Raw genomic sequence first — 17,380 nt, 5'->3', positions numbered from 1 at the left:
AGTTTGGCGCGTCTTTCCAGAGTGTCGTGGCGGCGTAGGAGTGCGTGCCGAGCACGGTGTCAGACACCGTGCGATCGCCCTCTCTGCACATCCTCTGCACATTTTCGCCCGTAAAGCGCAACCCGCGGGCCAAACGCGCACAACAACCACTCCGTACCTTGGGTAGCGTCGAAGGATAGAACGCGAACCCTAACGGAATGGAGATGGTGCGATGGATGGCAAGGTGATGATGGTGCGCGCGGCGACTTGGGTGCTCTTGGCGACCCTTCTGGCGGTGTCGCCGAGTGGCTGTGTGGAGTACGACGCGGAGGCGGACGGCGAGGCGTCGGCGAGCTCGGACGAAGTGGTCGAGGAGGCCGGTGAGCTCGACGAGGTGGTCGACAAAGTTGCTGCATCGAAGCTGCCCACGGCGGCGACGCTCGAGGCTGACTTTCGCACCGACGGCCCTGAAGAGGTGTTGCCGCGTGCCTTCGTCGTCGAGTTCAGTCACGACATCGTCGCGCGCACCGGCCGCGAGCTCAACGGCGAGACCGAAATCGCCATCGAGCCCACGCTCGCCGGGCGCTGGACCTTCGACAAGCGCGACCGGCTGGTCTTTCGACCCAGCGACAAGCTCGAGCCAGGCGACGCCTACAAGGTGACCATCGAGTCCATCGGCGTCGAGCGCACCACCAAGAACGACGCGGGCGAAGAAGAGGTCGCGGTGACGCGCCTCGAGCCCCGGAAGGCGTGGTCGCATACCTACGAGCTGCCCAAATTCGAGCTCGTGCGCATGATGACGCCGGTGGCGGTCACCGACAAAAGCCAAGCCCAGGTCGACCTGCTCTTCTCGGCACCGGTCGACCCGAAGACCGTCGACAAATACGCCAACTGGCGGGTCAACGGCACGGTCGCCTACAACGTCAGCTACGCCCGCGGCGACAAGCCGCACGTGGTGCGCGCGACGATCACGGCCAGCGCGTTCATGAAAGAGAAGGGTTACGCGTCGGTCGAGTTGGCGCTGGCCGGCGGGCTTCCGTTCGACGAGGCGCACTCCATCCGAGCGCCGGCGGCCAACGAGCACAAGTCGGTGGCCTTCGGCGAGCGCGTCCAGGTGGAAAACGTCGCCCTCGAAGAAGGCGTCGACGGGTATTATATCTATGTCATTTGCGACGACGCGGCGGTCGCGGGCGGTGACGTCTACTTCCGAAACGTCATCGGCTATCGCGACTACCGGGTCAGCCAGCGGTGTACCCCCGACGTCGACTCGGCCAAACGTCATATCGACATCGAGCCGAATGTCGACTTCGACATCGCCCCGGCGGCCGCAGGCTTCCAGATTCGCGGCGACTTCAAGCCCGACAACTACACCGTTCGGCTGCGCCCGGGCCTGCGCACGATCGACGGCGGTGTGCTCGACAAGGTCGTCGAGCGTGAATACGACGTCGGCAAGCGCTCGTCGGTCGTCCAACTGGTCGGCGAGGGGCGCTACATCCCGCCGGAGGCCTGGAACAACCTGGCGATTCGCCACCGCAATGTCGACGAGCTCGAGGTGGAGGTGCGCCACATTCCGCGCGAGAACCTCGTGTTCTGGATGAGCGGCTATCGCGAGTCGGCCACCGCGCGCACCTCGAACCTGGTGGGCAAGACGACCCTCGAGCCCCGTGGCAAGCAGGACGTGGTCGAGACGTTGTTCGTCGACATCGGCGACTTCGTCGGCCAGCGCAAGCCGGGCGTCTACGAGGTGCATATCCGCGACAAGAACTCGAACTCGCGCGACACCGCCAGGCTCCTCTTGACCGACATCAACTTGTTGGCCAAACGCAGCGCCAAAAAGCCCGACGCGTCGTGGAGCGACGAGGTGTTCGTGTGGGCGGTCGACATGCACACGAGCCGGCCCAAGCGCGGCGTCGACGTCAAGCTTATCCGCCAGAGCGGCTTTGTGATGGCGCGCTGCAAGACGGGGCGCAAGGGCACGTGCCGGCTCGACGTGCCCAAGAAAGACGTCGACCCGAACGCGCCGTTTGCGATCGTCGCTTCGAAGGGCGACGACGTCACCTACCTGAAGTACGGCGAACTCGAGACTCAGTTGACCGGGGCGGACACCGGCGGGGAGCCGTACCTGTCGCCCAAGCCGTACCGCGCGGCGGTCTACGGCGACCGCGACCTGTATCGGCCGGCCGAGGAAGTCCACCTGGTCGGGGTGCTCCGAAACCACGGCCAGCGTGCCCCCAAAAAGGGCCTGCCCGTCGAGTACGAGCTGTTCGACGCCCGAGGACGTACCGCCGAGTCGGGGGTGGTCGAGACCAACGAGGCCGGAGTGATCGCGGTCGATTACCAGTTGTCGGACATCAGCCCGACCGGCCGCTGGCGTTTGCGCCTGCTGGTGGGCAAAAAGCGTGTCGCCCAGCACGACTTTTACGTCGAGGAGTTCGTCCCCGAGCGTATGGAGGTCGATGTCGAGGCGCTGTCGGAGGCGTTCTATCCGGAAGATGACGCCAAGTTCGGGGTGCACGCGCGCTACCTGTTCGGCGCGTCGGCCAAAGGGAGCAACGTCGAATTGCGGTGCCGGCTCGAGCCCAAAACCTTCCAGCCGGCCGGCTTCGAAGGCTACAAATTCGGCCCGGCGGCCTTCGAGGATGCCGACCACCGTGCCGTCGACCTGGGCAAAGCGGTGGGCACCATCGGCGACGACGACATCGCCACGCTCGACTGCCCGGAAGTCGACGTGGCCGGCTCGACGGGAGGCCGGATCGTGGCGACGGCGTCGGTCTTCGAGGCCGGCAGCGGTCGCACGACCGACGAGCAGGCCAGCGCCTGGTTCCACCCGACGCATTACTATATCGGGCTGAAAGCGGACGTGCAGAAGGTCGAGGACGGCAAGCCGGTGACGATCAATGGCGTGGTGGTCACCCCCGACGGCAAGCCGTACAAGGAGGCCGACGAGGTCGAACTCGAGATCGTCAACCTGCTGCGCAACTACTCGTGGTACTACCACCGCTCGCGGGGCAGCCACAGCCGGCGCTCGCGCTGGCAGCCGCTGATCACCGAGACCAAGAAGGTTGCCGTCCAAGACGGCAAATTCGAGCTGCAAATCACGCCCCACGAGGTGCGCGACGGGTTCGCCGTGCGGGCACGCTCGGGCAAGGCCGAGACGGCGCTGCAACTCGAGACGAACCGGCGCTACTACTGGTCTTGGTGGCGTTCTCGCCGCAACAACAGCCGCACCGAGCGCGTCGAAGATCCGACCCAGCTCGAGATCGAGGGGCCCGACGAGATTCAAGTCGGAAAGCGCCACACCATTCGGTTTAACTCGCCGTACAAGGGCCGCGCGCTGCTGACGCTGGAGACCCACCGGGTGGTCGAGCACGACTGGAAGGAGGTCGAACCGGGCGAAAATACCTGGACGTTCACCCTCGACGAGCGGGTGCCCAACGCCTATGCGACGGTCTTTCTCATCAAAGATCCGCACCTCGATTCGAAGATGGCCTTTTTGCCCGAGCGCGCTTTCGGGGCCAAGTCGCTGGCCGTCGATCGCTCCCCGTACCGGCACAAGCTCGAGGTGGCAGCGCCCAAAGAGGTGCGGCCGAACAGTCGCCTGGAGGTGGTCGTCGACGCCGGCAAGCTGCGCGAGCCGATGTATGTGACGGTGGCGGCGGTCGACGAGGGCATCTTGTCGCTCAACAACTACGAGACGCCGGATCTGACCGACCAACTCATCGCCAAGCGGGCGCTGGGGGTGACGACCTTCGACACCGTCGGCTGGAACGTGCAGATGCCCGAGGCGGGACAGAATGGGCCTCCCGGCGGCGGCTCGGGTGAGGGCGGCTCGCATCACACCGGGCGCATCATGCCGGTCAAGCCGGTGGCGCTGTGGTCGGGGCTGGTCAAATTGCCCCGGAGCGGGCGCAAGACGATCGCGTTCGACGTGCCCAACTACCGCGGCGAGCTGCGCGTGATGGCGATCGCGGCGACGAATAAGAAGGTCGCCTCGACCGAAACGGCGGTCAAAGTGCGCGACCCGCTCTCCATCCAGACGACCACGCCGCGGTTTTTGACCGCCGGCGACACGGTCCAGATTCCGGTCTTTGTGACCAACACGACCGGCAAGGCGCAGAAGGTCGAGGTCGCGATCGACGCCGAGGCGATCGAACTTCCCGGCAGCACCTTCTTGGACGAGCTGCTCGCCCCGGTCGCCTTCAAGGCTGACACCAAGAGCGCGACCGTCGCCGATGGTGAGTCGCACACCTTCGTGTTCGAGGCGAAGACGAGGGCGCGTTCGGGAGGCGCGCGTTTCAAGGTCGTTGCCAGGGGAGAGGGGATCCGCTCGACGGACCAGACCCAACTTCCCATCCACCCGAAGCAGCCGCGCGAGCGCCTCATCCAGAGCATCAAGCTCGAGGATGGCAAGACCGACCTGTCCAAGCACTTGAAAGGCTGGGAGCGCCACACCGAGCGGTCGACTCTGTGGGTGAGCCACATTCCGTACGGGCGAGCGTTCGACCACCTCAAATACTTGGTGCGCTACCCGTACGGATGCGTCGAGCAGACGAGTTCGTCGACGCGGCCGATGCTCTTTTTGTCCGAGTTGATGCGCGCGGCCGACCCGGAGGGCGCCTACTCCAAAGAGCAGATCGACGAGCGGGTCGAAGCTGGGGTCAACCGACTCTTGTCGATGCAGACCTCTCAGGGCGGATTCGGCTACTGGCCCGGGGCGCGTCGGCCGGATGTGTGGGGGACGACCATCGCCACGCACACGCTGCTCGACGCCAAAAAGGCAGGCTACGACATCCCCCAGGAGCGCCTCGACGATGCGCTCGAGTGGCTGCGAAATCAGGTCGACAACAAGAACTATCGCTGGGCGAACGGCTATACGCAGTATGTGCTCGCGCTGACCGGCCGGGCTAATAAAGGAACGATTCGGCGGGCGATCGACCGCTACGAGGCGAAGACGCGCGGCTGGAAGTCCGAGCAGCTCTACCTGCTCAAGGCCGCGTTGTACTTGGCCGGCGACCGCCGCTACGAGGACGACCTCAAGAGCCCGCGGTTGGACGCCGACAGCGGTGAGCGCACCTCGTGGCGAAGCTACTACTCCGACCTTCGCCGAAAGGGCTTCCAGCTCAACGTTTTCGTCGACTTGTTCGGCCACGATGCGGCCGGCGAGCCGCTGATGAAGGCTGTCGCCAGGGGGCTGAGCGAGCACGGCTACGGTCGCTACAACACCCAGGAGGTCACCTGGGGCGTCACCGGACTCGGCAAATGGTCGAAGACCGGGTCGAACGGCATCAAGCGCGCCGTTTTGAAGGCCGACGGCAAAAAGGTGCCCGCGGCGGTCAATAACAGCCACGGAGTGAGCTGGTCGCTGGCGCGAGCGGCGGATTTCGGCTCGCTTGAAATCGACGTGCAGTCGAAGGGTCGGAAGACCGACGGTCGCAAGAAGGGCGAGTTGTATCTGGTGATCAGCAGCGAGGGCGTGCGCCGAAAGCCGACGGTCTCGTACGGCGGCAAAGGTCTGGAGGTCTCGCGTGAGTTTTTGGGGACGGACGGTCAGGCGCTCGACAAGAGCGCCCACCGGCTGGGCGACTTGGCCTACGTGCGCCTGACGGTCAAAAACACGTCGGGAAGGTCGCAGCAAAATATCGCGCTGGTCGACCGCGTGCCGGCCGGCTGGGAGATCCAGAACCCGCGACACAACAAGAACCATAGGGCGCTTCGGGCGCTGTACTCCAAGCGCACGTGGAGCCGCGACTACATGGACGTGCGCGACTCCAAGATTGCGATCTTCGGCAACCTCAGCCGCTACGAGGAGGCCCAGGTGGTCTACCCGGTGCGCGCCACACTCGCCGGGGAGTTCACCGTGCCGTCGGTGCACGCCGAGTCGATGTACGACGCCGACGTGTGGGCGCGAAAGAAGCGGGAGAGCATTACGGTCAAAGGACCGTGGTCTGGGTTGGTGGATTGAGCGGGTGGATGGAGTCGGAGAATGGAGGAGGCTGCGATGCGCACGTTGGTGACAAAATGGACCAGATGGGGCCGAAAGCGGCTCCTGAGAGCCCTCACATGGTGTCTGACACTTTTCATGTTGCTGGTTTTTGCGGGGGTTTTGGCAGCCCATTTGGTCCCCCTGCCGGAGCGGCTCTCGGTGCGCGACTCGATGGTGGTGACCTGGCGCGACGGCAGCACGGCGCATGTGCTCTTGTCGGGTGACGACAAGCAGCGCATCCCGGTGGAGCTCGACCGAGTGGACCCGGCGTATGTCGAGGCGCTGATCGCGCTCGAGGACGAGCGTTTCTGGCACCATCCCGGCGTCGACCCCATCGCGATTGTACGCGCGGCGTGGTCGAACGTGCGCTACGGGGAGGTCGTCTCGGGCGGCTCGACGATCACGATGCAGCTGGTGCGCCTGCTCGAGCCCAGGCCGCGAACGCTGGGCTCGAAGATGGTCGAGGCGCTGCGCGCGATGCAACTCGAGGTGCACATGTCCAAAGAGGAGATTCTGGAGGCGTACCTTCGGTTTGTGCCCTACGGGGGCAACCGAGAGGGCATCGAGACGGCGTCGTTGGCCTACTTCGAGCAGTCAGCCGAGGTGATGTCCGACGCGCAGATCGCCACGTTGTTGGCGGTGCCGCAGAATCCGACCTTGCACCATCCGTCGGAGGCGAACGCCGAGCGGCTCGAGAAGACGCGAAATCGCATCGCCAAGAAGCTCTTCGAGGAGGGGGCGTTGTCGGCGGGGAAGGGCGGCGGTGGGCTGAGCGTCGAGGAGGCGTACGCGCAGGTGGCCGCCGAGGAGGTGCCGGTGGCGATGACCCAATTGCCGCGGCGGCTTCCTCACCTGGCGTTTTGGCTGCGCGCTCGATCTCCCGAGGAGGGACGTTTCGAGACGACGCTGGACCGGTATGCGCAGGCAACGGTCGAGGAGCTCGTCGACGCGCGGCGGGCGGTCGCCGAGACCCACGGTATTCACAATACGGCGGTGGTCGTCGCCGAGCATCAGACCGGCGAGATTCGCGCGCTGGTGGGCAACTTCGACTTTAGCGATGCGCGCCACGGCGGCCAGATTGCCGGGTTCGACGTGGCCCGGTCGACCGGCTCGCTGCTCAAGCCCTTTCTGTATGCCCAAGGCATCGACGACGGGTTGATCGCCCCGGAGCATCTCGAATCGGATATCCCGGTGACCTACGGCACCTACAGCCCCGAGAACTACAACTACGAATACTCGGGGCTGGTGCGCATGGACGACGCCTTGGCGCGCTCTTTAAACGTGCCGTTCGTCAACCTGCTGGGGGAGGTCGGCGTCGACCGGTTCCAGAGTACATTGCGCGCGCTGGGGCTGCGTCGGTTCAACCCGCGGCCGGGCGACACGGGGTTGTCGATCGCGGTGGGCGGCGTGGAAGCCACGCCGGTGGAGGTGGCCGAGTTGTACGCGGCGCTGGCCAACGATGCACGCGCCACGGAGTTGCGCGTGCTCGCAAAGGCCGCCACGCCCGCACAGAATGGGGCCCACACGGTGTTTGACACCGTGTCGGAGCGCAGAAAAAACACGGTGTCTGACACCGCGAAACGCGATTCTGGCGTCGTCAGCTCTGGTGCCGCATGGCTGACTCGACAAGCACTACGTCGGCGCGACCGACCGGACTTTCCGGGGCGTGCGCGTGGGACGGGCACCTCGGGGGCTATTCACTGGAAGACCGGCACCAGCAGCGGCCACAAGGACGCGTGGACGGCCGGTTCGAGCAGTCGGTACACAGCGGTGGTGTGGATGGGCAACTTGACCAATTCCCCGAGCACGTACCTTGTGGGCTCGCAGGCCGCGGCGCCGCTGTTCTTCGACATCTTGGAGGCGCTCGACGACACCACGCGGCTGGATGACCCGATGCCCAACGAGGTGATGACCGAGGTCGAAGTATGCTCCTTTTCAGGTCATCTACCCAGTGGAGCATGCGAGCATATTGAGGAAGTGTACTTGCCCACCCGTTCGGTACCGACCGAGCGGTGCCCGTACCATGTGGAGGTCGACGTCGACCTGGAGACGGGTCGCGCGCTCACTCCGCGGTGCCGGCAGGGGCGGGAGTTCGAGACGCGGTCCTTTGTGCAGCTTCCTCCTGACGTGCGTCGTTGGATGGAAGAGCGGCTGGGTGATGTGAGCGAACCGCCGCCGATGCATTCCGACTGCGGTGCGGCCCGCGAGGCCGCCCCGCCGGCCATCGCCTCGCCGCCGCCGGGCCAGACATTGGTGTTGATGCCCGGCATCCCGAAAGAGCGTCAGAAGGTCCTGCTGCAGGCACACGCCGCCAACTCGCAGAGCCAGCTGAGCTGGTTTGTGAACGGACGGTTTCTGGGCAAGGTCGACGGTGACGACACCTTGTGGTGGACCCCCGCCCAGGGCGAGCACGAGCTGGTCGTGATGAACACCGCCGGGCAGGCGTCACGCCGAAAATTGGTGGTGCGCTAGTGGTGGGGCACCAGATCGAAGCATGCAGGCAAACAGAAAAATGACCACGATCTCGCCGCCCACCCACACGGTGTCAGACACCGTGTGGGTGAGTATTCATGCGCGTCTGAGGGCGATCTCGTGGATGTCTGTGCGCTCCGCCTCCGCAAGAATTTTTGCCCGATCACGCAACGAATCGTCCCTTTCTGCCGAAAACCGTAATGAGGGCTGTTGATGAACCTTCACCACGGATGGAGACAGACACATGGGACACCCGCTGCGAAATCAAGAGAAGGATGCCATCTACGAGCTGGGCAATCGCACGTTGCACCAGATTTACGCGCTTCTACCCGAAGAGCAGGTCAACCGCATCATCTTGGGGCTGCTGGCGAAGATGGCTTGGCGCTACAGTGTCGAGATCTTCGCGTTTTGCTTCATGTCCAACCACTTCCACATCCTGGCGCGCTGCCCCTCCCTGCAGATGCACCTGTTCATGCGCGACTTCCAGAGCCAGTTGGCCAAGAAGATCAACAAGCTACGCGGTCGTAAAGGTACCTTCTGGGAGCGCCGCTACACCGCAATACGCGTGCTCGACGACGAGATGCTGCTCGAACGTTTGCGCTACATCGTGTGCAATCCTTGCGAGTCGAACTTGGTCCAACACCCGATGAAGTGGCCGGGACTCTGCTCCTGGGATATCCACAAGAGCGGCGAGCCGCTTGTGGGGAAAGTCGTCAATCGCAAGACGTACTGGGCCGAGAAACGCAAAAAGAAGAACGAAGACAAGACGGAAGCCGAGCTCATCCAGATGGCCACCGAGACATATACCCTCGACATGGCCAAGCTCCCCCAGTGGCAAGACCTCGACGACGAGGCGTACCACAAAAAGATCGTCGAAGTGTGCCACGATCATGCCGACGAGCTCGATAAGAAGCGTGTCGGCAAGTGCATTGGGCGTGAGAAGGTCCTAGCTCGAGACTGGGAAGATCGTCCCAACGAGCCGAAAAGGGCGCCTCGTCCGTTGTGTCTCGGCAGTAAGCTCGAGAAGCTCGGCGAATACCGCGCAGACTATCGTGCTCTCGTCGACCGCTACCGAACAGCGATCGACCGATGGCGCAAAGGCAAATCGTCGGTGACTTTCCCCGACGGCACCATTCCACCAGGCCATCAGTTTTGCGAGGGAGGGAGCACCCGAATCCGCCGAGAGCCGCCTTCCAAGGTGGCGTGAACCCAACCCCACCCCTACCAGCCATCGTTCCCTTCCTGCGCGCGCTTCAAGCGTCGCGAGCCTGCCGAAGTGTGCCTTCATCGCCTCCTCGAGGCTCGATTTTTGCCAAAATGACGGACACTGACGCCGAGAGCCGAACGCAGACCGTCGTTGCGTGAGTCGAGGCCAAGGCTCTGGCCACGATGTTGTGCAAATAGCGGGTGCTTTCGAGGCGAGATCACGCTCTCACACTCATTTTGCGGGGTAAACACGGTATCTGGCACCGTTTCAATAAGGGCAAAAACATGGTGTCTGACACAGTTGGGCGCGGCGAAAACACGGTGTCTGACACCCGTGTGCGAGTGGCGTGAAATGGGGATCTTCGCTACGCTTTCTGCAGTTGGTGAATATTCTCGGGGACCACACGCCTAACTCGGCACCATGACCATGCGACGACTGATACTGTTGACTATCGCCGCAGTACTCCCCCTTTCGGGCTGCAACTGCCACGACGAATTCGAGTCGGGGTGGGATCTGCAGTCCGACCTGGAGTTCCCCGAGGACGCCGGCGTCGACGTGACCGCCGACGTCGAGCCCGACATCGCCGACGCCTGGGACGCGCCGCCCGACCTCGTCGACACCGTCGACGTGGCCGACGAGCCCGACGCCCCGCCCGTCGAGCCCTGGCAGCCCGAGGTCGTCGAGTCGGTCTCGCGCACCCACGCGCTGACCGACCGCACCAGCCTCGCCGTCGACCCCGACGGCACCCTGTGGCTCGGCTACCACGAGTGCAACACCCTCGGCTGCGACAACCCCACCCTCAAGGTCGTCCACAAGCCGGTCGGCGGCGAGTGGGCCGGCGAGCGCATCCGCGCCCACGAGGGCATCTTCGGGGTCAGCGTCATCGAGCCCCAAAAGCCCATCGTGGTCTTTCCCGACACCCTCGAAGACACCTACAAGGCCGCCATGCGCCAGCCCGACGGCTCGTGGCGCTTCCACACCTTCCCCGTCGACCGCAGCCGCACCCCCCGCTACGACGGCTTCGACGTGACCAACGACGGCAAGAGCTACTTCGTCAGCTTCGCCCCCCAAGACGCCCAGCGCGTCGAATTCTACGCCTACGACACCACCGCCAGCCGTCCCCAGTGGCGCCGCAAAGCTCCGCTCGAGGTGACTAACCCCCAGGCGGCCATGGAGCGTGGGCTTCGCGCCGACAACGGCGACAGCGTCTACCTGGTCAACCAGAGCGGGCAGTCGGGCGTCTACGGCGTGTATCGCTACGACGAGGAGGTCGACGCCTGGCCGCAGTCGGTCGAACTCGAGCAACTCACCAGCACCTTTGTCCACTCGCTCTTCATCACCGCCGACTACCGGCTGTGCATGAGCGGCAACTACCAAGACGACCTGCTCGTGACCTGCGGCTCGATGTTCGACCTGACCGGCGAGACCCGGCTGTTTCGCGGCGAGCGCCTCGCCTACGGCCATCCCTCGTCGATCATCGAGGGCACCGACGGCACGCTGTATGTGGCGTTCAACCCCGACGGCAACGACGAGCTTCGGGTGGCGCGCCGCGATGTCGTCACCGGCACCTGGACTGTCGAGACCGTCTTCGACGGCCCGTCCTACGGCGTGTCGACCGCCATCGCCCAGTCGGGCGACCTGGTCATCTCGTTTTATACCTGCGACGACACCGACCGCTGCAGCCTGAACGTGTTGTGGGAGACCCCCCAGTAGTGGCACGCCCGTGGGCGTTGTCGCCGGTGGACATTTAGAACCGAGTGTGTAGGGTCCGGTTGTAGTGCCCAATTGATGTGTTCCACTGCGACCTGCGCCTATGCCCACGAATACGCCCCAAGGCCTCCTGCTCTCCGGCGACGCCCGCAACCGCTACGACGCCGGCGATATGGTCGACCCCCGCGGTCGCGCCAAGCTGGAAAGCTTCTACGAGATCCGAAAGCTCGCCAATACCCTCAACAAGTCGCCCGAGGTCCAGCAGGCCCCCGAGCTGGCCGTCCAGCCCGGCCATTTGGGCGCGGTCGCAAGGCTCGACGAAGTTTCGCGCTTTCTGATCACGCGCTACTGCTCCGAGAAAAATCCGGCAGCGCTCGAAGAGGCCGAAGACGAGCTCCGAGAGACGTTGGGCGACGAGGGCTTTTTGACCTCGCTCACCAACTTCTTCGAGGTCTTTCCGCCCGAGCCGGTGCGCCAAAACGAGCAGACGGTCACCGAGTACGTCGAGTCGCGCGAGACCGACGGTGAGTTGACCACCGAGCTGTTGGCCATCTGGCTGCTCAACGAAAACCCGGCGGTGGGCCGCGTCGTCGATCTGTTCGACGCCGGGCCGCTGTACGACGATTCGTACGACAAGGTCATCGCCACGCTGCAGGAGTACTTCGACGACGCGCCCGGCTTCGGGCCCGAGGGCGAGTCGCTCATCGCGCTTCTGCGCGCCCACATCGACCGCGGCGGCGACACTCTCGACTCGCAGCTCCAGTTTTTGCGCCAGTTTCTGGGGCATCTGCTCCCGCCCGAGCTTCTGCGCGGGCTTCTGACCACGCTCGACGTGCTCAGCGAGGAGCACAAGGCGTTTCGCTTTCCCGGAGGTCCCGGACCCGGCCCGGTCGAGCCGCCGTCGTTCGAAGAGCTCGACGAGGAGCCCGAGCGCTTCAGCGAAGATCTGGGCTGGATGCCCGAGCTGGTGCTCATCGCCAAGAATGTCCACGTGTGGTTGACCCAGCTTCGCCGCCGCTACGACCGAGACATCTACCGGCTCGACCAGATCCCCGACGAGGAACTCGCCCGGCTGGGCCAGGCCGGCGTCAGTGGGCTGTGGCTCATCGGCCTCTGGGAGCGAAGCGAGGCGTCGAAGCGCATCAAGGAGTTGAGCGGAAGCCCGCACGTCGTCTCGTCGGCCTACTCCATCTACGAGTACCGCATCGCCGACGACTTGGGCGGCCAGGAGGCGTGGGACAAGCTGCGCGAGCGCGCCCGGCAGCACGGCGTGCGCATGGCCGCCGACATGGTGCCCAACCACATGGGGATCACCTCCAAGTGGATGGTCGAGCACCCCGAGCGCTTCATGCGCCGCGACGACCCGCCGTACCCGTCGTACACCTTCAACGGGCCCGACCTGTCCGACGACGAGCGCATCGGCATCTTTTTGGAGGACCACTACTTCGACCGCTCCGACGCCGCCGTCGTCTTCAAACGCGTCGATTACCAGCACGGCAGCACTCAGTACTTCTACCACGGCAACGACGGCACGAGCATGCCGTGGAACGACACCGCCCAGCTCGACTACCTCAACCCGGACACCCGCGAGGCGGTGATCCAGCAGATTTTGGACGTCGCCAAAAAGTGCTCCATCATCCGCTTCGACGCGGCGATGACGCTCGTCAAAAAGCATATCCAGCGGCTGTGGTACCCGCAGCCGGGCTCGGGGGGCGCCATCCCCTCGCGCGCCGAGTACGGCATGAGCAAGCAGGACTTCGACCGCGTGATGCGCCGAGAGTTCTGGACCGAGGTGGTCGAGCGGGTGGCCAAGGAAGCCCCCGACACCTTGCTGTTGGCCGAGGCTTTCTGGATGCTCGAGGGCTACTTCGTGCGCTCGCTGGGCATGCACCGCGTCTACAACAGCGCGTTCATGAATATGCTGTCGGACGAGGACAACGCCGGCTACCGCCGGGTCATGAAGGAGACCCTGGAGTTCGACCCGCGCATCCTCCGGCGCTACGTCAACTTCATGAACAACCCCGACGAGGAGACCGCGGTCGCCCAATTCGGCAAGGGCGACAAGTATTTCGGTGTGGCCACGCTCATGGCGACGATGCCCGGCCTGCCGATGATCGGCCACGGCCAGTTGGAGGGCTTCGTCGAAAAGTACGGCATGGACTTCAACGAGCCGCGCCTGGACGAGTCGCCCGACGAAGGCCTCGTCGAGCGTCACCAGCGCGAGATCTTTCCGCTGCTTCGCCACCGCAGGCTCTTCGCCGGCGTCCAAAACTTCTTGCTCTACGACGTCCACACCGGCAACCACACCGTCGACCAGAACGTCTTCGCCTACTCGAACCGCCTGGGCGACAAGAGCGCGCTGGTCGTCTACCACAACAGGTACGCCGAGACCTCCGGCTGGATCCGCGACTCGGTGGGCTACCGCGACAAGTCGGTCGGCGCCGACGGCAAGATCGTCCAAAAGCGCCTGGCCCATGGCCTCGGCCTGTCGCCCGACCCGAACAAATTCGTCACCTTCCGAGACCACGTCACCGGCCTCGAATATATCCGAAGCTCGGTCGAGTTGGCCGAGAAGGGCTTCTTCGTAAGCTTGGGGGCCTACGATTGCCACGTCTTCCTCGACTTTCGCGAGGTCTGGGACACCGAAGACGGCCAATACCGCCGGCTCACCGAGCGCCTGGGCGGCCGCGGCGTCTCGAGCATCGTCACCGAGCTTCGCCACATGGAGCTCGAGCCCCTGCACGATCTCTTCGAAGACGTGCTCACCCCTGAATGCGTCGAGGCGCTGGCCAAGGGCGACGCCGACGAGGAGCTGCTCGACGCGCTTCGCCCCAAGTTGTCGGCCCTGGCCGAATGCGCCGGCGAGTTCGGCGGCATCGACGACGTCGAGGGTTACCTCGCCGAGGTCGAGCACGACTTCGAGGTGCTCGTCGAGTTCGAAGCCCTCATGGACACCACCCCGGCGGTGACCGGCGCAGACGCCGGCGACACCGTCCAGACCAAGCTGATCTTCGCCGGCCTGTGGGCCTGGGCCATCATGCGCCCCCTGGGCGGCGTCGAGCCGTCCGAGGAGAGCGGGCTCAAGATCCGCAGCCTGCTCGACGAATGGTCGGTCGAGCTCGTGCTCACCCGCTTGTTCCGCGAGCTCGACGTCTCCGCCGCCCCGACCACCCGCGCCATCGAGCTCCTACGCTTCGGCCTGAGCAACCAGGGCTGGCTCGCCGACGAAGAGACCTGGGCGCTCGCGCCCGCCGAGCTGTTCGAGGCGCTCCTCGAAGACGGCGACGCCCGAAGCTTTTTGGGCATCAACCGCCACGACGACGTGCTGTGGTACCACGGCGAGTCCTTCGACTTGTTCATGCGCTGGCTGGCCCGCTTCGGCGCGCTCGCCCAGGCCCTCGACGAAGCCCGCGCGGGCGACAAGGTGCGCATCGCGGTCCCCGAGGGCCTCAAAGCGAGCATCGAAGCCCTCGTCAAGGCGTCGAAGGACGCTGAGTATCAGGTCGACAAACTGTTGGAGAGCGTCGAGCCATGAACACGGTGTCAGACACCGTGTTGGGGACAGAGAGGAGGCCTTGCAGCGGAGGAACGCCCTCTACATGGGGCGCGCTGGACTACGCGCGATAAGGACATGAGGGCTGCGACGCGCCGCGCATCGGCAAGGCCGGCGACACGGTGTCAGACACCGTGTCGTTCGCGACAACCCGAACGCCCCGACAGCGCAACCCCTATGTCATTATCGCCCGCAGTTCAGGGCGCCCCATGTAGCAGGCGCCGCGCATCGGCAAGGCCAGCGACACCGTGTCCCGATGAACACGGTGTCAGATGCCGTGTTTCTCAGTTGCTGGCGGGCCCCTCGAAATACCAGCCGCGAAGCTGCAGCGACTCGCCGCCTGTCGGGTCTTCGACGGTGACGATGTCGCTGCGTCCGTCGGCGTCCAAGTCGACCACCTGCGCCGAGCGCAGGAAATGCTCTTTGTCGAGTTCGAGGGTGGGGCCGGGCGCGAGGCCGCCGCTGGCGCCGAGCAGGAAATCGGTCTGGTTGCCCGCGACGAGTAGGTCGCTGACTGCGTCGCCGTTGAAGTCGCCGGTGTCGACGTGGTGGAGCGTGGCCTTTTCGGGGAGGGGCTCGGCGGTGCCGAATGCGCCGGCGCCGTCGCCGTACATCACGGCGGTGCACTGGCCTTCGCAGGGAAACGCGTCGGTGGTGAGTAACGCGTCGGTGTGGCCGTCGGCGTTGAAGTCTCCCGTGTGCAGCTCGGCCGCGACGGCGAAGCGCTCGTCGAGTCCGTCGGTGTACGGGCCCATGACCTGAGGCTCTCCATCGCCGTCGTTGATGAGGGCGAACATCGCGCCGGTGACCTCGCCGTCGGAGGGTTCGTCGGCCGCGCTGATGAGGACGTCGAGATCGGCGTCGGCGTCGAGGTCGGTGACCGCAAAGCGCGACAGGCCGCGAAGCGTCGGCGTGCCCAGGTCGAGCTCGGTCACGTCGGACCAGCCGCCGCCTTGTTGTGCCAGGATGACCCCGACCCGCCCCGAACTGCGCACCACCAGGTCGCGGAGTCCGTCCCCATCGAGGTCCACGGCGGTGTACTCGTCGATATAGGTCAGGTTGATGCCGTCGCTCCAGGTCGAGGTCGGCACGTCCAGTGAAACCTGGGTGAACTGCCCGGCGCCGTCGTTTTGCAGGGCGATGGCGCCGACGTCTGGGGCGTCGTCGCGCCCAGTGTGCACGGCGATGATGTCGAGGTCGCCGTCGTCGTCGTAGTCGAGCAGCCGCGGCTCCTCGACGTTTTCGCCCGGCGCCACGGTGATGGCGCGCTGCTCGGCGCCCAGCGTGAACGTGCCGTCGTCGGCGCGGTCGATATAGCGCAACGAGGCGCTGATCGCCACGGTCACGATCTCTCCTTCGCCGTCGCCGTCGAAGTCGGCTGCCCACCACTTGTACGGCCGGGTGGTGGTCTCGAGCGCTACGAGCACCTCGTCCGACACGGCGCAAATCGCGTGTTGCGGCTGCGTGGAGGGGTCGAGCACGCAGGGGTCGTCGGCGTTGACGATGCCGTCGCCGTCGGTGTCGATAAACCGGTCGAGGTCGGGCACCGTGGCCGTCGAGCCGAGGTCTTGGAGGCGCGCGGCCAACATGGCTTCGACCTGGTCGGTGTCGACCGCGCGCTCGGCGGCGACAAGCTCGTCGGCGCGCGCCGCGTCGAGTTGTCCGTCGGCGGCAAAGTCGGCGCTGTACTGGTTGAGGAGCTCTTGGAGGTTCGCCTCGGTGCTGCCCGCGCCGTCGGCCGCACGCAGCTTCGCGGCCTGCGTGAAGATGGTGCTCACCGCGAAGAGGTAGGCGTTGGCGTCGGTGTCGCCTCCCAGGATGCTCAGCTCGTTGGCGGCGCCCGGCGAGGCGCTCGACGGTCCGACCGCCAGCGCGGCGACCAGCTCGGTCTCGGCCTGCTGGCGGGCGTCGGCGAAGTTCAATCCGCCGTCCAACAGCGTGTCGACGCGACCGTGGCTCAAGTGGGTCAGGATATTGACGTAGGTGGTCTGGGTCGCTGCCGGCTGGATGTCGGCGAAGCTTCGAAGCGTCAACTCGGCCGACGACAAGTTGCCGCGCACCTCGTTGTAATAAAAGCCCGACGCCTCGATGGAGGCGAGCCCGGTGTAGCGCACCGACACCTCGAATTCGCCCAGGTCGTTGGAGGTTTGGGTCGAGAAGACCTCGCCGGTGGTAGTACCCTGCGCGTCGACCGCGGCCACGTCGACCGACGAGCCGAGGACGAACGGCCCCTTCTGCACCGAGCCGCTGAGCTGGACGACTTCGGCTGAGGCGTCGTCGGTTCCCGCATCACCCCCCGCGTCCGGTCGAGCGTCGGGCTCCGAGTTGCAGGCGGCGAGCAGCATCGCCAAGGCGATCAGGGGCGCGTGGTGTCTCATCGTCGGCTTCATGTTCCCTCCCATACGTTTTGATTGGAGCCGGCGGAAAGAACCGCCAGTGAGGGGGGCTATTTAACATAATTGGTGAGCGATGAACA

General features: G+C 65.2%; 6 protein-coding genes. 5 read left to right on the top strand and 1 reads right to left on the bottom strand.

What is annotated here, in order from left to right; all coding sequences use genetic code 11:
• Nucleotides 1-211: 211 nt before the first annotated feature.
• From FIV42_RS10030 to FIV42_RS10010, 5 genes are all read left to right on the top strand, one after another.
• The gene (locus FIV42_RS10030; RefSeq protein WP_141197546.1) at nt 212-5,941 is read left to right on the top strand and encodes an alpha-2-macroglobulin family protein; all 5,730 of its coding nucleotides are present in this window, start codon (nt 212-214) and stop codon (nt 5,939-5,941) included.
• 141 nt (nt 5,942-6,082) lie between these two features.
• Nucleotides 6,083-8,434: a penicillin-binding protein 1C gene (gene pbpC / locus FIV42_RS10025; RefSeq protein ID WP_222615427.1), complete on the top strand. Its 2,352-nt coding sequence runs from the start codon at nt 6,083-6,085 to the stop codon at nt 8,432-8,434.
• Between the two features lie 244 nt (nt 8,435-8,678).
• The gene (locus tag FIV42_RS10020) at nt 8,679-9,641 is read left to right on the top strand and encodes a transposase (RefSeq protein WP_141197544.1); all 963 of its coding nucleotides are present in this window, start codon (nt 8,679-8,681) and stop codon (nt 9,639-9,641) included.
• 426 nt (nt 9,642-10,067) lie between these two features.
• On the top strand, nt 10,068-11,354 hold the full coding sequence (locus tag FIV42_RS10015) for a hypothetical protein (protein ID WP_141197543.1): 1,287 nt from the start codon (nt 10,068-10,070) through the stop codon (nt 11,352-11,354).
• A 100-nt stretch (nt 11,355-11,454) separates the two neighbouring features.
• Complete coding sequence (locus FIV42_RS10010) at nt 11,455-14,886, top strand: alpha-amylase family glycosyl hydrolase (protein WP_141197542.1); 3,432 nt, start codon at nt 11,455-11,457, stop codon at nt 14,884-14,886.
• 302 nt (nt 14,887-15,188) lie between these two features.
• Here FIV42_RS10010 and FIV42_RS10005 read toward each other — a convergent pair whose 3' ends face one another.
• The gene (locus tag FIV42_RS10005) at nt 15,189-17,282 is read right to left on the bottom strand and encodes an FG-GAP repeat domain-containing protein (protein ID WP_168210530.1); all 2,094 of its coding nucleotides are present in this window, start codon (nt 17,280-17,282) and stop codon (nt 15,189-15,191) included.
• Nucleotides 17,283-17,380: the final 98 nt, after the last annotated feature.

Origin of the sequence: Persicimonas caeni (assembly GCF_006517175.1) — a bacterium.
GTDB classification, from domain to species: Bacteria; Myxococcota_A; Bradymonadia; order Bradymonadales; family Bradymonadaceae; genus Persicimonas; species Persicimonas caeni.
This window is presented reverse-complemented; position numbering and strand designations above follow the sequence as displayed.